The organism is Pseudomonas syringae pv. cilantro, assembly GCF_001293775.1.
GTDB classification, from domain to species: domain Bacteria; phylum Pseudomonadota; class Gammaproteobacteria; order Pseudomonadales; family Pseudomonadaceae; genus Aquipseudomonas; species Aquipseudomonas syringae_P.
The window spans coordinates 216,388-238,530 of the sequence record NZ_LGLN01000032.1; the positions used below are offsets into that span (position 1 = coordinate 216,388).

The 22,143-nt window shown below is 59.1% G+C and carries 18 protein-coding genes and 1 pseudogene; 12 read left to right on the forward strand and 7 right to left on the reverse strand.

The window, feature by feature from the left end; genetic code table 11:
- Positions 1 to 4: 4 nt before the first annotated feature.
- The 4 genes and pseudogenes from ABJ99_RS06480 to ABJ99_RS06490 form a co-directional block, all read right to left on the reverse strand.
- Positions 5 to 1,249: a D-mannose isomerase gene (locus tag ABJ99_RS06480; protein ID WP_054085107.1), complete on the reverse strand. Its 1,245-nt coding sequence runs from the start codon at positions 1,247 to 1,249 to the stop codon at positions 5 to 7.
- 126 nt (positions 1,250 to 1,375) lie between these two features.
- Complete coding sequence (locus ABJ99_RS29730) at positions 1,376 to 2,239, reverse strand: methyl-accepting chemotaxis protein (RefSeq protein ID WP_412032776.1); 864 nt, start codon at positions 2,237 to 2,239, stop codon at positions 1,376 to 1,378.
- Positions 2,231 to 3,001, reverse strand: a pseudogene (locus ABJ99_RS29735) (HAMP domain-containing protein); the annotation flags it as partial. The gene ABJ99_RS29730 and the pseudogene ABJ99_RS29735, both read right to left, overlap by 9 nt.
- A 122-nt stretch (positions 3,002 to 3,123) precedes the next feature.
- Positions 3,124 to 4,263: a glycerate kinase gene (locus tag ABJ99_RS06490; RefSeq protein ID WP_054085109.1), complete on the reverse strand. Its 1,140-nt coding sequence runs from the start codon at positions 4,261 to 4,263 to the stop codon at positions 3,124 to 3,126.
- Between the two features lie 311 nt (positions 4,264 to 4,574).
- Here ABJ99_RS06490 and ABJ99_RS06495 point away from each other — a divergent pair, with 311 nt between their 5' ends.
- On the forward strand, positions 4,575 to 5,663 hold the full coding sequence (locus ABJ99_RS06495; RefSeq protein ID WP_054085205.1) for an alpha/beta hydrolase: 1,089 nt from the start codon (positions 4,575 to 4,577) through the stop codon (positions 5,661 to 5,663).
- An 18-nt stretch (positions 5,664 to 5,681) separates the two neighbouring features.
- On the opposite strand, the gene ABJ99_RS06500 is transcribed toward ABJ99_RS06495, so the two are convergent.
- Entirely contained in the window at positions 5,682 to 6,395 is a 714-nt protein-coding gene (locus ABJ99_RS06500; RefSeq protein WP_054085110.1) for a FadR/GntR family transcriptional regulator, read from the reverse strand.
- A gap of 467 nt (positions 6,396 to 6,862) precedes the next feature.
- Here ABJ99_RS06500 and ABJ99_RS06505 point away from each other — a divergent pair, with 467 nt between their 5' ends.
- The 4 genes from ABJ99_RS06505 (at position 6,863) to ABJ99_RS06520 (ending at position 11,387) form a co-directional block, all read left to right on the forward strand.
- Entirely contained in the window at positions 6,863 to 8,188 is a 1,326-nt protein-coding gene (locus tag ABJ99_RS06505) for an MFS transporter (protein ID WP_054085111.1), read from the forward strand.
- A gap of 49 nt (positions 8,189 to 8,237) precedes the next feature.
- Positions 8,238 to 9,590 (forward strand): glucarate dehydratase, encoded by a 1,353-nt coding sequence (gene gudD, locus ABJ99_RS06510; protein ID WP_054085112.1) that lies wholly within the window; start codon positions 8,238 to 8,240, stop codon positions 9,588 to 9,590.
- Positions 9,591 to 9,739: 149 nt separating this feature from the next.
- Entirely contained in the window at positions 9,740 to 10,393 is a 654-nt protein-coding gene (locus ABJ99_RS06515; protein WP_054085113.1) for a DUF1345 domain-containing protein, read from the forward strand.
- A 37-nt stretch (positions 10,394 to 10,430) separates the two neighbouring features.
- Positions 10,431 to 11,387, forward strand: a complete 957-nt coding sequence (locus ABJ99_RS06520; RefSeq protein ID WP_054085114.1) for a D-2-hydroxyacid dehydrogenase family protein — start codon at positions 10,431 to 10,433, stop codon at positions 11,385 to 11,387.
- A gap of 157 nt (positions 11,388 to 11,544) precedes the next feature.
- Here the strand turns inward: ABJ99_RS06520 and ABJ99_RS06525 are convergent, their stop codons facing one another.
- A complete protein-coding gene (locus ABJ99_RS06525; protein ID WP_054085115.1) occupies positions 11,545 to 11,874 on the reverse strand; it encodes a DUF2790 domain-containing protein in 330 nt (109 codons plus the stop codon).
- Positions 11,875 to 12,125: 251 nt separating this feature from the next.
- On the opposite strand from ABJ99_RS06525, the gene ABJ99_RS06530 reads away from it, so the two are divergent.
- The 3 genes from ABJ99_RS06530 to ABJ99_RS06545 all read left to right on the forward strand — a co-directional run bounded on the left by ABJ99_RS06530 (position 12,126) and on the right by ABJ99_RS06545 (position 15,589).
- A complete protein-coding gene (locus tag ABJ99_RS06530; protein WP_054085116.1) occupies positions 12,126 to 12,350 on the forward strand; it encodes a hypothetical protein in 225 nt (74 codons plus the stop codon).
- Positions 12,351 to 12,680: 330 nt separating this feature from the next.
- Positions 12,681 to 14,006, forward strand: a complete 1,326-nt coding sequence (locus tag ABJ99_RS06535) for an OprD family porin (protein WP_054085117.1) — start codon at positions 12,681 to 12,683, stop codon at positions 14,004 to 14,006.
- A gap of 332 nt (positions 14,007 to 14,338) precedes the next feature.
- A complete protein-coding gene (locus ABJ99_RS06545; protein ID WP_054085119.1) occupies positions 14,339 to 15,589 on the forward strand; it encodes a cellulase family glycosylhydrolase in 1,251 nt (416 codons plus the stop codon).
- 104 nt (positions 15,590 to 15,693) lie between these two features.
- On the opposite strand, the gene ABJ99_RS06550 is transcribed toward ABJ99_RS06545, so the two are convergent.
- Entirely contained in the window at positions 15,694 to 17,820 is a 2,127-nt protein-coding gene (locus tag ABJ99_RS06550) for a TonB-dependent siderophore receptor (RefSeq protein WP_054085206.1), read from the reverse strand.
- Positions 17,821 to 18,012: 192 nt separating this feature from the next.
- Here ABJ99_RS06550 and pncA point away from each other — a divergent pair, with 192 nt between their 5' ends.
- From pncA to ABJ99_RS06570, 4 genes are all read left to right on the forward strand, one after another.
- Positions 18,013 to 18,657 (forward strand): bifunctional nicotinamidase/pyrazinamidase, encoded by a 645-nt coding sequence (gene pncA, locus ABJ99_RS06555; protein WP_054085120.1) that lies wholly within the window; start codon positions 18,013 to 18,015, stop codon positions 18,655 to 18,657.
- A gap of 140 nt (positions 18,658 to 18,797) precedes the next feature.
- Complete coding sequence (locus ABJ99_RS06560; protein WP_054085121.1) at positions 18,798 to 19,724, forward strand: formate/nitrite transporter family protein; 927 nt, start codon at positions 18,798 to 18,800, stop codon at positions 19,722 to 19,724.
- A 95-nt stretch (positions 19,725 to 19,819) separates the two neighbouring features.
- Positions 19,820 to 20,503: a response regulator transcription factor gene (locus tag ABJ99_RS06565; RefSeq protein ID WP_003381155.1), complete on the forward strand. Its 684-nt coding sequence runs from the start codon at positions 19,820 to 19,822 to the stop codon at positions 20,501 to 20,503.
- The gene (locus tag ABJ99_RS06570) at positions 20,481 to 21,878 is read left to right on the forward strand and encodes a sensor histidine kinase (protein WP_054085122.1); all 1,398 of its coding nucleotides are present in this window, start codon (positions 20,481 to 20,483) and stop codon (positions 21,876 to 21,878) included. Before ABJ99_RS06565 ends, ABJ99_RS06570 begins: the two co-directional genes overlap by 23 nt.
- The last annotated feature ends 265 nt before the right edge of the window (positions 21,879 to 22,143 follow it).

Below are 22,143 nucleotides of genomic sequence, written 5' to 3' on the forward strand. Positions count from 1 at the left end.
CCGGTCAGTCCAGCCCCGCCAGGGCGCTGGCCAGACTGGGTGCCAGCGGCAGCACCGGCAACAGCGTGGCCTGATAGGCGTGATAAAGGTCAGGTTTTCCTGGCCATATATCTTCGCTCGGCTCGTTTCGCTCATTCAGTTCGTGACGCCAGCTGCCATGTTCAATATCGATGAACAGCGTTTCGTTGAACTCCCAGAAACAGCGATACCAGTCTTCATACTGTTGCTCGCCGGTACGCTGCAACAAAGCCGCCGCCGCAGCCGCAGCTTCGCAATGTGTCCAGTGCAGACGATGGCGAACCACCGGTTTGTTCTGCCAGTCGAGGGTGTAAACGATGCCTGGGACACCGTCGACGTCCCAACCGTAGCGACAGGCGTTGGCGAACAACTGCCGGGCATCGTCGAGCAGCCAGTCAGGATTGCTGCGCCCGGCGCGACGCCGCGCGGCTTCCAGGTGCAGCACCAGCCGCGCCCACTCAAACGCATGGCCGGGTGTGGTGCCGAATGGCCGAAAGCCATCGGCCGGGTTTTCGCGGTTGTAATCCGGCAACGGCTGCCAGTCCGACGTGAAGTGTTCGATGACCTGAAAGTTGTTGGCACCCGCATGCTGGTGGATCACCCGCTCGACGATGCTCAGAGCCCGGTCGAGCCATTGCGCGTCACCGGTGACATCGGCGAGGGCCAGAAAGGCCTCGGTGCTGTGCATGTTGCTATTGGCGCCACGATAGGGTTCTTCGTCGCTCCAGTCCTGAGAAAAGGATTCGCGCATGGCCCCCTCCTCGTCGCTCCAGAAACGACTCTGAATCACCTGTATCACATCGGACAGCAACGCATGGGCAGCCGGCCGACCGGCCACTACCGCAGAGCTGGCCGCCAGCGCGACGAAAGCATGCAGGTAAGCCTGCTTGTCGGTCTTGCCGTGGTCTTCAAGCGCTGCGCTGAACCAGCCGCCATGCTCGGCGTCATGCAGCGGACCGCTCAGGGCGGCGATGCCATGATCGATCAGCGCGGCGCAACCGGGGATACCTTGCACGTGAGCCATGGCGAAGCAGTGAGTCATGCGCGCGGTGTTCATCGTGCCGGCGGTGGCGCCGACCATCAGGCGTCCGTAGTCATCCAGGCCGCCAAAACCATTTTCCAGCTTCGCCGCCTTGGCGAAGCCCAGCAGGCGTTTGCCTTCCAGTGCCAGCCACTGATGATGGGCCGGTGAGCGTAACCAACTGCTGAAGGTGTGATTGTTATTGTCCATGACGCGATGCCGCCCCCTTCAATAAGGTTTGAACCCAAACTGTACCGGAGGTCATTTCGACCGAGGGCATAATGCGCGCCCGGTCGGTCGACGGCAAGCAGACACCACCAGTAACACTGTAGGGTTTTACACCTTGAAGCGTGAGACAACCAGGTTCAGGTCCGCTGCCAGGCGCGACAGTTCGTGGCTCGATGCACTGATCTGGTTGGCGCCCTGGGTGGACTGCATGGACAGATCACGAATGTTGACGATGTTTCGATCGACTTCACGCGATACTTGCGCCTGCTCTTCGGCAGCGCTGGCAATGACCAGATTACGCTCGGAAATCTGGTTGATCGACGCGGTTATTTCGCTCAGCGATTCGCCTGCGCCCTTGGCCAGCGACAGTGTTGCGTCCGCGCGGTCCCGGCTGATGTTCATGGAGTCCAGCGCCTGTGCCGACCCGCTGCGCATGGCGCTGACCATCGAATCGATTTCCAGCGTTGATTGCTGGGTACGATGCGCGAGAGCCCGCACTTCATCCGCAACCACTGCAAAGCCACGGCCCGACTCGCCGGCACGCGCAGCTTCGATAGCGGCGTTGAGCGCCAGCAGATTGGTTTGTTCGGCAATCGAGCGAATCACATCCAGCACCTTGCCGATGTCCTGAGACTGGTTGGCGAGGTTCTGCACCAGCGCCGAGGTGGACTGCACGTTGTCGGTCAGGGTCTGGATCGACTGCACGGTTTCGTTCACCCGCGTCTGCCCCGCTTGCGCCGACGTGCTGGACTGGCTGGATGCATCCGAGGTCGACACCGCATTGCGCGCCACTTCTTCCACGGCCGAGGTCATTTCATTGATGGCGGTAGCGGCCTGATCGATTTCGGCGTTCTGCTGGTTCAGGCCGCGATAGCTGTCTTCGGTCACCGAGTTGAGCTCGGTGGCTGCCGAGGCCAGCTGGGTGGCGGAGCTGCCGATATGGCGCATGGCATCGCGCAGATTGACCTGCATGGTTGCTAGCGCGCGCAGCAGGCGAGTGACTTCGTCGTCGCCGTCGACTTCGATGGTGTGAGTCAGATCTCCCTGGGCAACCTGTTCAGCAGCGTTCACGGCACGTTGCAGCGGACGAACGATGCTGCGCGTCAGCCACAGGGCCAGACCGATGGTGCACAGTGCGGCGAGAAGCACAAAGGCAATCACGATATCGCGCGATTTGCTGTATTGCGCCTCGGCCGACTTGCCTTCGGCATCGACTTTGGTCACATAGAAATCTGCCAGATCATTGAGCTGTTTACCCGAGCCGTCGACGATCTGTTTCATGTCGATCAACAGCAGCTTGTTCAAACCGGCGCTGTCGCCTTGGGTGGCGAGTACAAATGAGCGATCCAGCGCGCTTCGGTACTGGCCCATGGTGACCAGAAACTGTTCAGTAAGGGATGACTCTTCAGGTGTGTCGACAAATGTCTTGAGAATGTCGAGCTTCTTGTTCAGATCGCCCAGACGCACGTCCAGCTGCCCGCGATAGGTCGGAATGCTCGCAGGGTCGGTGTCCAGCGCCATGCGCAGGGAGATCGTCCGGACGCGCAGCATGATTTCGCGAATATCGTTGACTACCCGCATGCTCGGCAGCCAGTTGGTTTCCACGGCCACTTCGCTCTGGCGGATGGTCGACATCTGCACCAGCGCGAACCAGCCGAGCAAGGCCACCAGCAGGGAAATCAGGGTGAAACCCAGGCCTGCACGGCGGGCGATGGTGAGTGTGCGTACGTTCATGACCGGGGCTCTTTTTATATTTGGAGGGCAGTGTCTGACAAGGAGTTGTCAGACAACCGAAAGCGTATCGCCCCGGTCTGACGATTCTTGAGCGCGGCCAACGATAATTCGCAGCGTTGTGATCAGCGACCTGAGGCCGATTGCCAGAGCCGCGCCACATCCCGGGCGCGATCGTGCAGCAGCGCGCTGGCGTCGCGACAGGCCTGCTCCAGGCTCATCGGCCCGCTGGTCAGCGCAAAGGCCGCGCTTATCCCGTGCCGGTATAGCTGCTCATAGCCATCACCGAGTGTTCCAGCCAGCACAACGACCGGCACCTGCTGACGCTGCGCGACCCGCGCCACCCCCAATGGCGTCTTGCCACGCAGGGTCTGTGCGTCGAAACGACCTTCTCCGGTAATCACCAGATCCGCACCGATCAGCGCCTGTTCAAGCCCGGTCAGCTCCGCGACAACCTCGACACCCGCACGGAATGCAGCCTTCAGGTACGCCTTGGCGGCGAAGCCCATGCCCCCGGCCGCCCCACTGCCGGGGCTGTCACGCAGGTCCTGGCCGAGGACCTGCGCGCAATGATCGGCAAAATGCCCCAGCGCGGCGTCCAGAGCCAGAACCTGTGCAGCGGACGCACCCTTTTGCGGGCCGAAAACATGTGACGCACCATTGGCTCCGCACAGCGGATTATCGACGTCGGCGGCAACCTCCACGCACACGTCAGACAAGCGCGGGTCCAAGCCGCTCAGGTCGATGCGGTCAAGAAGCCCAAGCGCCAGCCCTCCGAGTGGCAATGGCTGCCCTTCTGCATCGAGAAAGCGCGCGCCCAATGCCGAGAGCATGCCGCTGCCGCCATCATTGGTTGCACTGCCGCCAATCGCCAGAATCACTCGCTGCGCCCCGGCGTCCAGCGCGGCGCGAATCAGTTGCCCGGTGCCGACGGTGCTGGTCACGCAGGCATCGCGCTGCTCCAGGGTCAACAGTTGCAGGCCGCTGGCCATGGCCATCTCGATGATCGCGGTCCTGCTGTCAGCCAGCCAGCCCCACTGTGCGTCGACCGGCGTGCCAAGCGGCCCGCTGACCCGAGCAGTCATCAGCTCGCCATGGCAGGCATCCAGCAAGGCCTCGATGGTGCCTTCACCCCCATCGGCCATCGGACACTTGACCAGTTCAGCGTCAGGCCAGACTTCCGCCAGACCACTGGCAATAGTGTCGGCGACCGCTTGCGCGCTAAGGCTGTCCTTGAACGAGTCAGGGGCGATGACTATTTTCATTGCTGCTCTCCATGTCTGATCCCGGATGCTCTCGCCTGCTCCGGTTTCTCCGCTGGTCTTGCGCACCATGATCAGTGGCAATCCGGCAGTTTCTTAAAAACCATGTCACTTGCAAGGGCTCGGCATGTGTATACATTTTGTTGAAATTACAGAACGTTCGAGTGTGCCTGAAAGTGGCGCGGCACGCGATGTGCGTGGCAGAGTGCCTGCTTTGATCGTTCGAAGCACCATAAGCACGAGGCCCCCTGAACTTGATCAAATCCCGACTTGCCAGTTTGCTGTCGTTGTTGACCTTGCAAGCCTGCACCTCGATGGCTGACAACGAAGCGCCGAATACAGGTTTCGAAAGCTATCGGCAACAGACCCTAGAGCTGCTGCGTAACCAGCGCACATTCCAGACGCCCGATCACGCAGCTGAACTGAACTGGAACGCGCCACGCCAGTGGACGCCGAGCGGTATGCCCAAGGGCGGCGTGTTGCTGGTCCACGGGCTCGGCGATTCACCGTGGTCGTTTCAGGATGTGGCGCAAAAGCTCGCCGATCGGGGCTATCTGGTGCGTACCGTGTTGCTGCCCGGGCATGGCACAAAACCCGAAGACATGCTCGATGTGCGTCTGGAGCAATGGCAGCGGGTGGTGCGCGAGCAGGCACAATTGCTCAGCCGCGAGGTGCCGAAGGTCTACCTGGGCGGCTTCTCGACCGGCGCCAATCTGGTCCTCGACTACGCCTATGAACATGACGAGATCGCCGGGCTGGTGCTGTTCTCGCCGGCGTTTCGTTCCGACAGCGGCTACGCCTGGCTGACACCGTGGATCGGCTGGGCAAAACCCTGGCTCGCTGCGCCCAACGACGGCGTGCGTCCGATGCAGACGCCGCTGCGCTACATGAACATGCCCACCAACGGTTTCGCCCAGTTCTATCGCAGCAGTGCGCTGGCGCAGGGCCGACTGCATCAGCGCCGCTATGAAAAACCGGTGTTCATCGCTATCGCCGAACACGATTCGGTGCTCGACACCGAGTACGTGCTGGACAACTTCAACCAGCGCTTCAGCCATCCGGCCAGCCGCCTGATCTGGTACGGCGATCTGCCCGGCAAGGCTGAGGGCCTGCCCCGTGTCGAGGTACGCACAGACTACCTGCCCGAGTACCGGATCAGCCGCTTTTCACACATGGGCCTGCTGTTCGCGCCGGACAACCCGCTGTACGGCGTGGCAGGCAGCCAACGAATCTGCTGGAACGGCCAGAGCGCCGCTGACACTGCGAAATGTACGGCTGGCGAACCGGTGTGGTATTCCGACTGGGGCTACAACGAGCCTGGCAAAATCCACGCGCGCCTGACCTTCAACCCCTACTTCGAGTGGCAGACGCAGGTCATGCTCGGCGTACTCGGCGAAACGTAATAGCCTGAACCGAGCCGCCTACTCAAGTGGCACCAGCCGCTCCCGGCTGTTGCTCAGGTGTGTCCACATCGCGGCGCGGGCGGCGTCCGGGTCCTTGCGGCGAATGGCGCTGAGCAGCGCTTCATGTTCCAGATTGGCCAGATAGCCCTGATGCGCCAAAGTGTTACCGGCCCGTTCGCTGGTCGCAATGCGACTGCGCGGAATGATCGCACTGCCCAGGTGCTGCATGATTTCCATGAAGTAGGGATTGCCAGTGGCTTCGGCGATCAGCATGTGAAAGCGTTTGTCAGCCTCGACGCAGCTGTCTTCATTGGCCAACAGGTCTTGATAATCGTCCAGCGCCTGCCGCATGGCCGCCAGTTGTTCTTCGGTGCGACGCACAGCAGCCAGCGCCACGGCCTGGGTTTCCAGGCCGATGCGCAACTCGATGATGTCACGCACTCGCGAGACGGTTTCGACTTTGAGGCGCAAGCCTGTCTGGTCGCCGCGTTCCAGCACAAACGTGCCGATGCCGTGATGAGTGACTACCAGTCCGGAGGCCTGCAACTTGGAAATCGCTTCGCGCACCACCGTGCGACTGACGCCGTGTTCGCGGACGATCTGATTTTCGGAAGGCAACTTCTGACCGGGAGCAATCTTGCCCAGCAGTATGCGCTGACTCAGTTCGGTCACCAGATCAGTGGCCAGGCTGTGCTGACGACGTTTGGGCGCCGGGCTGACGGAGTCCTGCATGATATTCGAGTCCTGACTTGTCTGAATGGGCGTCCACGCAGCACGCTGAATAACCTGCGCAGAGTGACGAATGCCTGATGGCCCAGTCTTTCAAAGGTGCGCACTTGTCTAGCTTGTATTACAAGTACACCCTATCTGTCAAAAAATGACGAGACCTCAGCACAGCCCTTGTGCCGCCGTCTATACCTGTCGAAACGTCCCTGCCTGCTCGCTTTCATGACTGATCACGCGCTTAAAGCCCCCTTATTATGGGCTATAAGCGGATGCTTACGGCCTTTCTCCGTAACCACCGAATACATAACCTCCGGTCTGGACGAAGCAAACTATCTGCCCTTTCGAAGGCATCAAGGACTTGCGAAAGGGCTTTTTACTTGTATGATGACCGACAATGCAGAGGACACACTTTGCACATACCCGCATAAAAACAACGAGTGGGAGATTCAACTGTGAGCACATCCAATTCCAGGATGGCTGATGGCACAGATTCGGTCCTGAATACGGCCGTTTCGAAAGTCAAACGTCACGTCCTGCCGCTTTTCGTCATCATGTTTATCGTCAACTACATCGACCGGGTGAACATCGGCTTCGTGCGTTCGCACATGGAGCACGATCTTGGCATCGGTGCGGCTGCCTACGGGCTGGGCGCCGGGCTTTTTTTCATCGGTTACGCGCTGTTCGAGGTCCCTTCCAACATCCTGCTGCAGAAAGTCGGCGCGCGTATCTGGCTGACCCGGATCATGCTCACCTGGGGCATCGTTGCAGCCTGCATGGCCTTCATTCAGACCGAAACGCACTTCTACATTCTGCGCTTTCTGCTCGGCGTCGCTGAAGCGGGTTTCTTCCCGGGCGTGATCTACTACTTCACCCGCTGGCTGCCGGGCGTCGAGCGCGGCAAGGCCATCGCCATCTTTCTCAGCGGTTCGGCCATCGCCTCGCTGATCTCCGGCCCGTTGTCCGGCCTGCTGCTGCAAATTACCGGGTTCGGACTGAAGGGCTGGCAGTGGATGTACTTCATCGAGGGTATGTTCTCGGTCGGCCTGTGTTTCTTCGTCTGGTTCTGGCTGGACTCCAAACCGCATGATGCCAAGTGGCTGACCCGCGAAGAACAGGACGCGCTGGTCAACGCCATCGATGCCGAACAGGCTGCCCGCGAAGCGGCGACCCCGGTCAAGGCCTCGATTGGCAAACTGCTCAAGGACAGTCAGATCATCCTGTTCTGCCTGATCTATTTCTTCATTCAGTTGACCATCTATGCAGCGACGTTCTGGCTGCCTAGCATCATCCGCAAGATGGGCAGCCTGACTGACTTTGAAGTCGGCATGTTCAACTCGATTCCGTGGTTGCTGTCGATCATCGGCATGTATGCGTTTGCCGCGCTCTCGGCCAAATGGAAGCGTCAGCAAGCCTGGGTGGCCATCGCGTTATTGATTGCCGCGGCCGGGATGTTCATGTCGACAACAGGCAGCCCGATTTTTGCATTCGTCGCCATCTGCTTTGCGGCGCTGGGTTTCAAGTCCGCTTCCTCACTGTTCTGGCCGATTCCGCAGGCGTATCTGGATGCGCGCATTGCCGCTGCGGTCATTGCGCTGATCAATTCGGTGGGCAACCTCGGCGGCTTCGTGGCACCGACCACCTTCGGCCTGCTGGAAGAGCACACCGGCTCGATCCAGGGCGGGCTGTATGGTCTGACCGCAACATCGATCATCGCGGCAATCATCGTCTTCGCTGCGCGCAACACACCCAAGCCAGGCGCTACGCCAGTCGCCGCCATCCAGACCCCGGCCACGCATTGATGCACATGCACAGCGACGTTTATCGGTCAGAATCATTACAGGAGCAGTCATGAACATTCAGCACTCCAACATCACCAGTAAAGCCCCGGTCATCACTGAAATGCAGGTTGTGCCAGTGGCCGGCCATGATGACATGCTGCTCAACCTAAGCGGTGCGCATGGCCCTTACTTCACCCGCAATATCGTCATTCTCAAGGACAATGCCGGGCACGTCGGCGTCGGCGAAGTGCCTGGCGGCGAGCTGATTCGCCAGACGCTGGAAGATGCCCGCGCGCTGGTGGTCGGCAGCAGCATCGGCACCTACCAGAAGATTCTCAATGAGGCGCGCAAAGCCTTTGCCGATCGGGATTCCGGCGGCCGTGGTCTACAGACCTTCGACCTGCGCATCGCCATTCACGCGGTCACGGCGCTGGAAGCCGCCCTCCTCGACCTGCTCGGTCAGCACCTGGATGTGCCGGTAGCGGCGCTGCTGGGGGAAGGTCAGCAACGCGATCAGGTCGAAATGCTCGGTTACCTGTTTTACGTCGGCGACCAGCGCAAGACCGACCTGGCCTACCGCAGCGAACCGGACGCCGATAACGACTGGTTCCGTATCCGCCATGAACAGGCACTGACCCCACAAGCCGTCGTGCGCCTGGCCGAAGCCGCACACCAGCGCTATGGTTTTCAGGACTTCAAGCTCAAGGGCGGCGTATTGAGCGGCGATCAGGAAATCGAGGCGGTTACAGCGCTCGCCGAACGCTTCCCCGACGCGCGCATTACGCTGGACCCCAATGGCGCATGGTCACTCAGAGAGGCCATCCGCCTGTGCCGCGATCAGCATCATGTGCTGGCGTATGCCGAAGACCCGTGCGGCGCGGAAAACGGCTTCTCCGGTCGCGAAGTCATGGCCGAATTCCGCCGTGCCACCGGCCTGAAAACCGCCACCAACATGATCGCCACCGACTGGCGGGAAATGGGTCACGCCATTCAACTGCAATCGGTGGACATTCCGCTCGCCGACCCGCATTTCTGGACCATGCAGGGTTCGGTACGCGTGGCGCAGATGTGCAACGAGTGGGGCCTGACCTGGGGTTCGCATTCCAACAACCATTTCGATATTTCACTGGCCATGTTCACCCATGTCGCCGCCGCAGCGCCGGGCAACATCACGGCCATCGATACGCACTGGATCTGGCAAGACGGCCAGCGCCTCACCAAGGCGCCACTGCAAATCGTCGGTGGCAAGGTCGATGTGCCGAAGAAAGCGGGGCTCGGCGTCGAGCTGGACACCGACCAGTTGGCCAAGGCTCACGAACTCTATAAAGGCATGGGCCTGGGCGCACGCAATGACGCCGTGGCCATGCAGTTTCTGATCCCGAACTGGAAATTCAACAACAAACAGCCTTGCCTGGTGCGTTGATCCCGACATATGCCACTGACTCGCCGCCGGGTCACCACTTGGCTGGCAACCGGCGCGCAACCCCCTTGCGCGCCGTTTTTTTCGAATCGGATTCAGGCCATCGAGCGGGCATGCTACTGTCTCGCAACATCCAGTAACGACCAGACCGCATGCGCCATCTTGCCCGCACCCGTCCTCGCCTTACCCTCGCCGCCTTAGTGGGTCTGACCGCAGGCATCGCCTGGTCCTGGCTGATCCCCCACGCCACACTCACGCAGAGCCTGCTGACAGGCTGGGACACGGGCGCCTGGCTCTACCTGATCATGATTTTCGTCCGCACCCTGCGCAGCAATGCCGATGACGTGCGGCGCGTCGCGCTGATGGAAGACGAAAATGCGGGCGTGATCCTGATCACGGTGTGCGTTGCGGCGCTGGCCAGCCTGGCGGCGATCATCGTTGAGGTGGCAGGCAGCAAAGGCCTGTCCAGCGATGCCAGAATGCTCCATCACGCGTTTACCGGCCTGACCGTCATTGGCTCGTGGCTGATGATCGGGGTGATTTTCAGCCTGCATTACGCGCGCATGTTCTACACCTGGAAAGGCCAGGAACCGGCGCTGGCCTTCGTCGGCGGCGAACAGCACCCGGACTATTGGGACTTTCTGTATTTCTCGTTCACCATCAGCGTTGCAGTGCAGACCTCCGACGTGGGCGTGGCTACGCGTGAAATGCGCAAGGTCGTGCTGGGCCAGTCGCTGATCTGCTTTGTGTTCAACACGGCCATTCTGGGCTTCTCGATCAACATTGCCGCCAGCCTGTTCAATTAGCCCTCTTTTAACCAACCCATCAAGAGGCCGTTAAACCATGACCCTATTGAACATTGCGGTACTCGATGACTGGCAGAATGTGGCCAACGGCGTGGTGGACTGGTCAGTGCTCGGTTCGGTGGGCAACCTCAGCTTTTTGCACGACTTCCCCGCCGACACAGCAACCATGGTGCAACGCCTGCAAGGTTTCGAAATCATTTGCGTGATGCGCGAGCGAACCCTGTTTGATGAAGCGCTACTCAGCCAACTGCCCAGACTCAAACTGCTGGTCACGGGCGGCATGCGCAACGCGGCCATTGATACCGCGGCGGCAAGGCGCCAGGGCATCACCGTATGTGGCACTGAAAGCTACAAAAACGCAGCGCCGGAACTGACCTGGGCGCTGATCATGAGCATCACCCGCAACCTGCTGGCCGAGGTCAACTCAGTGCGCGCAGGCCACTGGCAGGTCGGGCTGGGCAGCGATTTGTACGGCAAGACGCTGGGGATCCTCGGGCTGGGCAGCATCGGCAAATGGATCGCCCGCTATGGGCAGGCGTTCGGCATGAATGTCATCGCCTGGAGCCAGAACCTGACACCGCAAGCCGCCGCCGAATCGGGCGTCACCTATGTCAGCAAGCAACAATTGTTCGAACAGGCCGATGTGCTATCGGTGCACCTGGTGCTCAGCGACCGCAGCCGGGGGCTGGTGGATGCAGAGGCGCTGGGCCGGATGAAGCCAAGCGCTTATCTGGTCAACTCGTCACGCGGGCCGATCATCGATCAGGCCGCGCTGATCGAAATACTGCAACAACGCAAAATCGCCGGTGCAGCGCTGGACGTGTTCGACATCGAACCACTGCCCGCCGAGCACCCGTTTCGCACGCTGGACAACGTTCTGGCCACCCCGCACATCGGCTATGTCACCGAGAACAACTACCGGACCTTTTACGGGCAGATGATCGAAGACATTCAGGCGTGGCATACGGGGGCACCGATTCGGGTGTTTGGCTGATGGCCGGCTGACTCAGGCGTTTGATCGCCCAGGCTGACAGCCTCTCAGGCACAGCGCGCCAGACGCGCTCATCCTGTTCACGCAAGCACGTCAGCCCGGACGACTGTCCGGGCTGACGGTGGTTAAAGCGAGCTGCTGCCTCCTGGCAAGCCATGAATCACTGGCTGTTACGGCAACCGCTAAGCGCCTGGTACTGAACAGTCTTCAGATCACCCTTGGAGTCCTGGTAAGTCATCAGTTTAGGCATGACGCTGCAGGTCTTCAGGTCCGGCGACTTGCGGATCACTTTGGCAACGTCCAGCTTCATACCGTACTTGTATTCTTCAATCGCAGGCATCGCCTTTTTATGGGTGGTGGCGTATTTCTGCACGGCCGCCTGGTGATTTTTGATCACGGTCTCTGCCTTGACCTCATCTGAGGTGAAAGCGAAAGCGCTCAGAGGAGAAAGAAGGGCCATAGCGAGCAGTAAGGATTTAGCGATACGCATGTTGGGTGACTCCGTTGTTTGAAAGTGTATGACTGTTAACGCTCCGCACTTGACCCGAATTTGAGTGAAGCTGAGTGAGTTGGTACGGTTTGTAAGTTTGGAGATTACCCGGTTTTTTTTACTTTTTTTATTTATGACAAATTTGTCATGTCCCGCTCACGCTGCTGTTAGTTACCCGGTCGTAAACTGGGCTCATTCCTGACAAGCGCCTGGCGCAAAACAGGATCCAACCATTAATACGAAAAGAGGAAATGACGATGAAACTGATTAAATCAATGGTCTTTGCAGTCGCTGCCTTGTCCTTTACAAGTGCCTTTGCCGACGACGGCAACGAGTTCGCAAGCAAGGCGGCCGACAAGATGCGCATGGCTCAGGAGCAGCGTTTCCTGGAGAAGCAGCGTGCCCAGCAGAACGAGCACTATGTAAATTCGGAGGAAAAGTCCAAGCCTGAGAAGTCCAACAAGTCCGAAGGTTAAACGCGATGATCTACAACAAGCCGCCAAACTGTTTACCTCCAGTGGTTTTTCGATGCCTCGAAGTGAGGCGAACTCCCAAGCGCCCTTTCGGGCGCTTTTTTTATAGTTTAGAAAAACACAATATGCCAGCTGGCATATTGATCGGACGCTCTTCTTCTGATTTAAACTCCGCGCCTGTTGTGACCGATACTTTCTTTCAGATTTGTAATCTGGCCGTCATCTTCGCGTTATCTTCGCCTCTTCAAGATTGGGTCTTACTGGCAGCCATCCATTGAAAACAACATGCCAGGTCGAAACGCTTACACGATCTGCCCAATGAACGGAGTGCACATGACTCAACGTAAAAGACTTTCCCTCGCCTTGTGTTCGACCCTTGCCGGAATCACACCCTTTGCCGCCTTTGCAGAAGAGCAGAAAGAAGGGTTCGTCGAAGGCAGCTCGCTCAACATTCTCAACCGAAACTTCTACATGAACCGTGACCATCGTCATGGCGAATCAAGCCCGACGGGCAGCGGCTACTCCGAAGCCTGGGCGCACGGCATCATGGGGCGCTTCGAATCGGGCTTTACCCAAGGCACCATCGGCGTCGGCCTCGATGCATTCGCGATGGTGGGTATCAAGCTGGACACGGGCGACGGCCGAAACGGCCTTCAAACGCCCTTCTCGGTAATGCCCGTCGATTCGGATGGCAACGCCCGCAACGAATACACCAAGGTCGGCGGTGCGCTGAAAGCCAAGGCCTTCGACACGGTCGTCAGAGCAGGCGATGTATTCCCGACAACCCCCGTGGTCGCTTTCGGCGACGGCCGTCTGCTGCCGGAAAGCTTTCGCGGTGTCACCGCGATCAACGACAGCTTCAAAGGCCTGACCTTGCAAGGCGGTCGCCTCAACGGGATGAGTCAACCTGCCTCCAGCGACATGAAAGAAGGCTTTTCCACGTTCTACGCCGGGCCGGTCGATTCACCCTGGCTCGCCTATTTCGGCGGTGACTACAAAGCCACTGACCGGCTGAATCTGTCCCTGTACACCAGCCGACTGAAAGACGCGTGGGACCAGAAATACGGCTCGGCGTCCTACGTGCTGCCGATCACCGATGACCTGTCCCTGACCAGCAGCCTGAATTACTACAACGCGACCGACGAAGGCAAACGGCTGCTCGGCGAGTTCGACAACGACATCTGGAGTGCCAGTGTCGACCTGAAATACGGCGCACACAGCCTGGCGCTTTCTCATCAACGCAACCAGGGAGACGACGACTTCGATTATCTGAGGCTGTCCGACTCGATCTACCTGGCCAACTCCCTCCAGTACAGCGACTTCAACTCTCCGAAAGAACGCTCGTGGATGTTGACCTACAACCTGGACATGACCACCTACGGCGTGCCCGGCCTCAAGTTCATGACCCGCTACGGCACAGGCACCGACGCTGACTACAGCAACGCCAACAGCACCTACATGCGCCGCGACGCACAAGGCAACCCGCTGACCGACCAGAAACGCTGGGAACGCAACATCGAAGCCAAGTACACCTTCCAGACCGGAACCATGAAGGACCTGTCGGTACGCGTCCGCCAGGCCACCACCCGCGCGACCGAGTTCGAGCAGAATCTCGATGAAGTGCGGGTGATTGTGGAGTACCCGTTGAGCGTGCTGTGACCTCTCACAGACATCGCTACGGGACCACACCAGAACAGGAAAGCGCCTTTCAGGGCGCTTTACTCGTTTGAGTCATATAAAGATGCTTTGCCCTGCACGCCCTGTTTACGCGAATCTCCCCGCCCACAGATAACCCTGGAAACATAATTTCGCCCAAGAAAAACATCGTAAGAAAAACAGAAAAAGCGCCACATTAATGAAAGCTTCATCTCAAGCTCCCCACTTGGCTGTATAACGCTGTCATTTAGAACGTTATCGCTTCCTTCCAGGCGACTCATCTCCTGCTTGACCGAGCGCAGCAATTTTTCGTACAGAGCCTGTAGAGACATTCGATGAATATCCGCACCGCCAGGTCCTATGACCCCCTCATGGTTGCCAGGGAAAAACCTGCAACGACAGACAGAGCCGTGCGGACCGTAGGCGCTGGCGCGACTGAAGCGAATCCGGACAAGCAGGCGAAACTCGACACCTACACGGCCTCCGACAGCCGCTCCGCCGCAACACCGGAAGCGTCCCCTGTTTACACAAGAATGATGCTCAGTCGAAATACTCAGTCGCTGGAGAACAAAGCTTCCTCGCCAGACGCGGCGTTGCTTGCCAGTCAAAAAACGCGTGTCAGCCAGGATGATCCAAAGGCTCTTCGCGACGATGTGGCCGCCGTCAAAGACAGCAAGGCCCTTACAGAGGCAGAAAAGAAAGCCAAAGAAACAGAGAAAGCCGCCTCTTCAGAGCCAACCAAAACTGCCGAGCCCGTCGCGCGAGGAGGAGCCAACGTCAGTCCTGACGACATCGCCACACCCGCGGCGGCCACCAAGATAATTCAGGACCTGAAGGCGATTGGAGGCGGGACCTTACGCATTCAGATGACGCATGATCAGATCCAGAATGGCAGGCAGATGGACAAGCTCAGGGCATTGCTTAATGAAGGGGGCAAACAGGGTGTAAAGGTTCAGTTCACTTTTCGTGACGATGCGAACCAGGGCAGCGGCAACGTACTGACGGGAGACAAGTTGAAGCAGGCTGCGGCCGACATCAGCAGTGTGATCAAAAAGTTTGGCAGTCGTCCCGGCTTCGTGCTCGACACTTTCCATCAGGGCGGTAACAGCGCCAGTCAGGACTGGTCCGACATGCAGACCACACTGATTAAATCCGCGCGCAATGCCGGCTTTAAAGGAAGCATTGTTGTCGAGGACAGTAACTGGGGGGGTGGCCTGACCGCTGGCCCGCAGAGCGGCCTGGTCAGGTTTGCCGATCAATTGAAGGCCGCCAATGGCGAAGGCAACCCAGCCCTGATTGGCGGTTTTCATGTGTATGCCAGAGAAAGCGAAGCCTCTTCCCGGCTCGCAAGACAGATCAAGGCGCTTCAAGAGGCTGGCTATAAACTTCAGATTGGCGAAGTGGGCAATGCCAGCTTGCTGGTAGGTAGTACCTTCCAGCAAAGGGACGCTGCCACTCAGGCCCTGACGGATAACATGACCGCTCTCAAAGCGGCGGGAGCGGATATTTTACCCGGCAAGGAACAATTCCAGGATGGCAAACTTCGCCACCGTGTCGGATTTTCAAAGTCAGACCAGTACTCATGATTCAATGCCGCGTGTAATCGGGGCTCGATATCAGTGATACGCGCCGCTGAGCCCGACCCTGAAAAGGGTCAGGCTTTCTATTCCAAAATCAGATACGTGCAGCATCACAACGTATAAGCAATCCCCACCTGCACCGTCCGCGGGGCACCCGGATATGCATAGACGTTACCAAACGCGCCCTCCTCATACTCGGTATTGAAAACGTTCTTCAGGTCGAGATTGAGCTTCACCTGCGGGTTGACCTTGTAGTAGGCCAGCACGTCGAACACGGTGTAGCTATCCATCGAGAAGGCGACGTTGGCGGTACGGCCAGCGCGCTGATCGACGTAGCGGCCGCCGGCTCCCAGCCCCAGACCACGCAAGGCACCGTCCTGAAATTCGTAGACGTTGAGCAGGCTGAAGGTCTGTTCGGGGATATTCACCAGGCGCGTGCCGGAGCGCAACGTAGTGTCCTTGGTCACCTCGGCGTCGACGTAAGCGTAGCTGCCCATCATCCGCCACTCGGGCGTCAGGTTGCCGACCACGTTGAGGTCCAGGCCACGACTGCGCACTTCTCCTGCTGCCACGCTGAAGGTTGAGTCAACCGGGTCGGTGGTCAGTACGTTACGCTTTTCGATCTGATAGATCGCCGCATCGATGTTCAGCTGCCCATCCAGTGCTTCCCACTTGGTGCCGATCTCGTAAGACTTGCCCTCTTCCGGCTTGAAGCCGCCGCCCAGCCGGCTGGCACCGCTGTTGGGTTTGAATGAACGCGCGGTGTTGGCGTAAACCGCGAGGGTGTCGGTCAGGTCATAGCTCAGGCCAATGCGCGGTGTGACGGCGTTATCGCTGGCAGTCCAGCTGCTGGTGCCGGGCAGAAAGGAGTCGTAGTCGTGCTCGAAACGCTCCAGACGCACGCCGCCCAACAGCTTCAAGCGCTCGGTCAACGCCACCTGATCCTGCACGAAAGCCGCCCAGGTTTTCAGGTTTTCCTTGTCGTGAGTGGTAGTTCGGGTCAATGCCGGACGGGCCTGGCCGTAAACCGGGTTGAAGATGTCGATCGGATAGGCGCTGACCGCGCCGCTGGAGCGCCGGATGATCGATTTGTAATCGTAGTCTTCGTACTCGACGCCGGTCAGCAGCGTATGTCCGAAACCGCCCGCCGAGAAATGCCCGGTCAGGTTCAGTTGCATATCGCGGTCGGTCCATTCCAGTTTGCGGTAGTTGAAATTACGGCCCAGGGTGCGACCGTCGGCGGCCAGGCCATTGGCTTCGATGGCATCGCCTTGCAGGGAACCGTCGAGCATCTGCACGCCACCGCCCAGCTTCCAGTCGGCGTTCAGATCATGATCGAAACGCAGTTGCGCCATGTTGTTGTCGTTGTGCAGTTTGCCCACGCTCTTCTCGCCGAAGAAGGTGTCGCGCGACGCCGTACGCGGTTGGTTGGCATAACGCGTCAGGCCGCGATCCAGCGGCGCGTTGTTGCGCATGAAATCGCCCTCGAAGGTGATGCGCGTGGCGTCGTTCACCTGCCAGCTCACGACCGGGGCGACACCGTAACGCTCGGTTTCGACGTGATCGCGAAACGTATCACCGCCCTCGCCCACGACGTTCAGGCGATAGGCAAAGCGCCCCTCGTCATCCAGCGGGCCGGACGCGTCCAGCGTAGCGCGCTTCATGCCCTGATCATTGAGTTGGCTGCCCAGCGTGACCGTGCGCTCGGCCAGTGGTTGTTTCGAGACCACATTGAAGGTGCCACCCGGGTCGCCACGGCCATACAGCGTCGTGGCAGGACCGCGCAGCACTTCGAGGCGCTCGATGGTGTTGGCGTCCGGCATGTTCGGATAACCACGGTTGATCGGGAAACCGTTGCGGTAGAACTCGCCGGTGGTGAAACCGCGCACGGTGAAAGTGGTCAGGCCCTGGCCACCGAAATTGTTGGCTCGCCCGACCCCGCCTGCATAATCGAGGGCATCCTGCAGCCGCGTGGAAGCAATATCTTCTACTGCCTCGCGGGTCATGACGCTGACCGACTGCGGGGTTTCATGCAACGAGGTGTCGGTACGCGTGGCGCTCGCCGAGCGTGTGGCGCGATAACCGTCGACCGGCCCTTGTGCGCTTTCGGCACTGGCGGTGCCTTGAATGTCGATGTTCTGCAACTCTATGGAAGGTTGCGCGGCAGTGACCTGACCAGCCCAGGCGGCTTGTGAAACAGCTTGAATGACACACAGTGAAACGAGAGTACGACGCATCGACATGCAGCCCTTGGCAAGAAACCAGGCCTCTTGGGACCCGGCAGGATTTTTGCGAATAGTACAGATTCGTATTACCACTTGATACAATTTCGCAAAATACCTTTCCCTGTTGCAGGTCTTGCATCGCAAATACACGGACAAACAGGCAAACTCTCGCCAACTGTATGATTTCCGACGAGAAAACCGACAATGTCTCTTTCCAGGCTGCCCGCCGACCCTCGCTGCGCCTTGCTGGTGGTCGACATGCAATACGACTTCATGCCCGGCGGGCAACTGGCGGTGGCGGATGGCGATGCGCTGCTGCCGCTGATCAATCGTCTGGGCAAGCGTTTCGCCAGTGTCGTCATCACTCAGGACTGGCACCCGGCCGGGCATATTTCGTTTGCCTCCAGCCACGTGCAGCGCGCGCCGTTCGAGAGCATCACCCTGCCCTACGGCCCGCAAACCCTGTGGCCGGATCACTGCGTGCAGGGCAGTCGCGGCGCACAACTGCACGCTGACCTTGATCTGCCTCATGCGCAGTTGATCCTGCGCAAAGGCTGCAATCTGCATGTCGACAGCTATTCGGCATTTCTGGAAGCAGACCGCACCACCACGACAGGGCTGGCCGGTTACCTGAAAGAGCGCGGCATCGACACCGTGTTCGTGGTCGGCCTGGCACTGGATTTCTGCGTCGCGTGGTCGGCCCAGGATGCGCGCAGTGCCGGTTTCAATACGTATGTGATCGAAGATGCGTGCCGGGCCATCGACATGAACGGCTCGCTGGAGGAGGCCTGGCGGACCATGCTGAGCGTGGGCATCGAACGCGTGCACAGCGCAGATTTGTCGGGCTAGAACCGCGATTCTGCGAAATGGCGCAGACAACGCCTTTTGCAGCGTAACGACGCCGAACCACGGCGCGCGATGCCTGTCTGAATCATCGGACTGAAGCCGCCCGGGCCAGTCCATTTCATCACTGGCGCTGAGGATGTGGCATGGATCACGAAGTAAACGGCAAAACCCCCGGCCTTTCCGCCGAGGAAGAGCGCGAGATTGACGAAAACCAGCCGCCTCGTGCGGCAGTGTTGCACGAAACCATTCGCATGCAGGGCGACCATGAACTGGAACGCAGTGTCGCCGCGCTGTGGTGGTCGGCACTGGCAGCGGGCCTGACCATGGGCCTTTCGCTGATGGCGATGGGGCTGCTGAATTCGCGCCTCGAAGGCATCACCGGCAGTCATGTGATCAGCAGCCTGGGCTATTCGGCAGGGTTTCTGGCGGTGATTCTGGCACGTCAGCAACTGTTTACGGAGAACACCATCACGGCGGTGCTGCCGGTCATGAGCAAGCTGAACCTGGCCAACGTCGGGCGGCTGCTGCGCCTGTGGGGCGTGGTGCTGACCGGCAATCTGGTCGGTACGCTGCTGGTGGCCTACGTGATGCTCAACCTGCCGATTTTCGATAGCAGTACAGACAAGGCGTTTCTGGAGATTGGCCGTAAGGTCATGGAAAACGACGTCGGCCAGATGTTTTCCAAGGGCATCATCTCTGGCTGGATGATTGCGACGATGGTCTGGATGATTGCCTCGATGGAAAATGCCAAGATAGCGATCATCGTGCTCATCACCTACTTGATGGCGCTCGGCGATTTCACCCATATCGTGGTGGGCTCGGCCGAAGTATCCTATCTTGTCTTCGCGGGCGAGCTGGGCTGGAAAGACTTCTGGTTTGTGTTTGCAGGTCCGACCCTGGCAGGCAATATCATCGGTGGCAGCTTTATTTTTGCCCTGATCAGCCATGCGCAGATCCGCAGCGAGAAAGACACCACAGCCAAAATGGAACGTGACCGCAAAAACAAGCTGGAAAAACGTCGCCTGGAAAAAGAACAAAAGCTCAAGGACGCTGATTCCACTACACACTGAGAGATATTATCCCCGTCATTAAACTTTCTTTCAGGGAACGCGCCGGGTTTTAAAGGCAGAATGGCGCTTTGAACGCACTTATTCAGGCAGGGACCATGACCCGAATTCTGGCAATCGAAGATGATGCCATCACCGCCAAGGAAATCGTTACCGAACTCAGCAGCCACGGGCTGGAAGTGGACTGGGTCGACAATGGCCGTGACGGCCTGGCGCGTGCAGTGAGTGGCGATTACGACCTCATTACCCTGGACCGCATGTTGCCGGAGATGGATGGTCTGACCATCGTCACCCACTTGCGGGCTCAGGGTATTTCCACACCTATTCTGATGATCAGCGCCTTGTCCGATGTGGACGAACGCGTTCGAGGACTGCGTGCCGGTGGGGATGACTACCTGCCAAAGCCCTTTGCGTCAGACGAAATGGCCGCACGCGTCGAGGTCTTGTTGCGACGCAGCAACCCGGTCAGTGCCGCCAAAACGGTATTGCAGGTGGCCGATCTGGAACTGAACCTGATTAGCCGGGAAGCCTGTCGTGGCGGTGAGCCACTAATCCTGCTGCCCACGGAATTCAAGCTGCTGGAGTTTCTGATGCGTAACAGCGGCCAGATCATCACTCGAATGATGATCTTCCAGGAAGTCTGGGGCTATCACTTCGATCCGGGCACCAACCTGATCGACGTCCATATCGGCCGCCTGCGCAAGAAGATCGACCAACCCGGCACCGCACAGCTTATTCAGACCGTGCGAGGATCCGGTTATGTTATTGCCGAACCCGTCTAAGGGCTGGCGATCGTCTACAAGCCGATTATTGGCGCTGTACAGTTCTCTATTCGTGGCGTGGAGCGTGATCCTCCTTGGCGTTTTGTACTGGGAGGTCACCTCTTATCTGGATACCCTCGCCCGCCACTCCCTGACCCATCGGCAGCAATTGTTTTCGCGCTTCGAGGGCCAGGCGCTGGAAGACGCCCTGGCGACCAGCATGACCTTCGATACCCGCTCGGTGGACGCCTACGGCCTGTTCGACCAGAACTTTCGCCCGGTCGCCGGGCCCATTAACAGCATCCCGAAAAACCTGCCCATCGACGGCCAGATCCATGTGCTGAACGACTGCATCGAGTCGGATGATCCGGGAATGCCGCAAGGCAGTTGTGATGCCATTGTCAACCGCACCCAGGACGGCCGCTGGCTGGTGCTGGTTCGCGAGAACGCTTCGCTGTTCGCCGTCAGTACGTTGATTCTGCACGCCTTGCTGTGGGGCATCTCGCTGACGATTATTCCGGGCGTTGCAGGCTGGCATTTGCTGCGTCGCCGCCCGCTGCGGCGCATCAGGGCCATTCAGGCCAGCGCCGAATCGATCATTGAGGGCGACATGGCCGGGCGCCTGCCGGTATCCAACCGGCGCGACGAACTGGACATGCTGGCGGTGATCGTCAACGCCATGCTCGACCGTATCGAGAAGCTCATGAACGAGGTGAAGGGCGTCTGTGACAATATCGCCCATGATCTGCGTACCCCGCTGACCCGCCTTCGCGCCCAGCTATACCGCATCCAGCAGCAATCGGCCCCTGATTCCAGCCACGCTACGCAAATCGCTCAGGTGATTGGCGAAGCCGATACGCTCATGGCGCGCTTCCGGGGGCTGTTGCGAATTTCGGAACTGGAAGACCGTCAGCGACGCTCGGCCTTCGTCGAGTTGCAGTTGCAGCCTCTGCTGCAAGAGTTACACGACTTTTACCTGCCGTTGGCCGAAGAAGACCAGATCACCCTGCTGCTGGAACTGCAAGACCCATTGCCCAGCCTGGTGGGTGACCGGGCGCTGCTGTTTGAAGCACTGACCAACCTGCTGGGCAACGCAATCAAATTCACCCCGGCAGGCGGAGTCGTGAAAATCAGCGCTTACGCTACCAAAGACGGCACCACGCCGTGTATCGAAGTACAGGATTCCGGGCCGGGCATCCCGGTCGCCGAGCGCGATGCAGTGTTTCAGCGCTTCTATCGCAGTGAAACCGGCAACGAGCACAGCGGATTCGGACTTGGCTTGTCTGTCGTCGCCGCTATCGTCAATCTGCACGGCTTTACGCTGCAGATCGGCACCAGCGTATACGGCGGCGCCAGTCTGCTGCTGGAATGTCGCCCGGCCCATGCGCTGACCTGATCAGCGCAAATCCCCGCCTCGACGCGGATTTTCGACACCGCTTTGCGCGCTCTGTCCCTTTCCTATAGTCAGCCCCAAACGGCGAACCGATTTCTCCCGAGTCCTGCTGCGTGCCTGCTTTTTGACAAGCTTGAAGCCTCTGGATCAATGCTTTCGACGTTTCGATAATAATCTGGCGCAACTTGCCAAGCGCTATTTTGTAACTTCATGTTTCAAGATGTGACTTGGCGAGACCGTCTCAGAGCGCACAAGTTCCGACCATTAG

Bases quoted from the DNA above. Each gene is read 5' to 3' on its own strand.
- ABJ99_RS06480 (WP_054085107.1), bottom strand. From the start codon at position 1,249: ATGGACAATAACAATCACACCTTCAGCAGTTGGTTACGCTCACCGGCC.
- ABJ99_RS29730 (WP_412032776.1), bottom strand. From the start codon at position 2,239: ATGCAGGTCAATCTGCGCGATGCCATGCGCCATATCGGCAGCTCCGCC.
- ABJ99_RS06490 (WP_054085109.1), bottom strand. From the start codon at position 4,263: ATGAAAATAGTCATCGCCCCTGACTCGTTCAAGGACAGCCTTAGCGCG.
- ABJ99_RS06495 (WP_054085205.1), top strand. From the start codon at position 4,575: ATGGCTGACAACGAAGCGCCGAATACAGGTTTCGAAAGCTATCGGCAA.
- ABJ99_RS06500 (WP_054085110.1), bottom strand. From the start codon at position 6,395: ATGCAGGACTCCGTCAGCCCGGCGCCCAAACGTCGTCAGCACAGCCTG.
- ABJ99_RS06505 (WP_054085111.1), top strand. From the start codon at position 6,863: ATGGCTGATGGCACAGATTCGGTCCTGAATACGGCCGTTTCGAAAGTC.
- gudD (WP_054085112.1), top strand. From the start codon at position 8,238: ATGAACATTCAGCACTCCAACATCACCAGTAAAGCCCCGGTCATCACT.
- ABJ99_RS06515 (WP_054085113.1), top strand. From the start codon at position 9,740: ATGCGCCATCTTGCCCGCACCCGTCCTCGCCTTACCCTCGCCGCCTTA.
- ABJ99_RS06520 (WP_054085114.1), top strand. From the start codon at position 10,431: ATGACCCTATTGAACATTGCGGTACTCGATGACTGGCAGAATGTGGCC.
- ABJ99_RS06525 (WP_054085115.1), bottom strand. From the start codon at position 11,874: ATGCGTATCGCTAAATCCTTACTGCTCGCTATGGCCCTTCTTTCTCCT.
- ABJ99_RS06530 (WP_054085116.1), top strand. From the start codon at position 12,126: ATGACGATGAAACTGATTAAATCAATGGTCTTTGCAGTCGCTGCCTTG.
- ABJ99_RS06535 (WP_054085117.1), top strand. From the start codon at position 12,681: ATGACTCAACGTAAAAGACTTTCCCTCGCCTTGTGTTCGACCCTTGCC.
- ABJ99_RS06545 (WP_054085119.1), top strand. From the start codon at position 14,339: ATGAATATCCGCACCGCCAGGTCCTATGACCCCCTCATGGTTGCCAGG.
- ABJ99_RS06550 (WP_054085206.1), bottom strand. From the start codon at position 17,820: ATGCGTCGTACTCTCGTTTCACTGTGTGTCATTCAAGCTGTTTCACAA.
- pncA (WP_054085120.1), top strand. From the start codon at position 18,013: ATGTCTCTTTCCAGGCTGCCCGCCGACCCTCGCTGCGCCTTGCTGGTG.
- ABJ99_RS06560 (WP_054085121.1), top strand. From the start codon at position 18,798: ATGGATCACGAAGTAAACGGCAAAACCCCCGGCCTTTCCGCCGAGGAA.
- ABJ99_RS06565 (WP_003381155.1), top strand. From the start codon at position 19,820: ATGACCCGAATTCTGGCAATCGAAGATGATGCCATCACCGCCAAGGAA.
- ABJ99_RS06570 (WP_054085122.1), top strand. From the start codon at position 20,481: ATGTTATTGCCGAACCCGTCTAAGGGCTGGCGATCGTCTACAAGCCGA.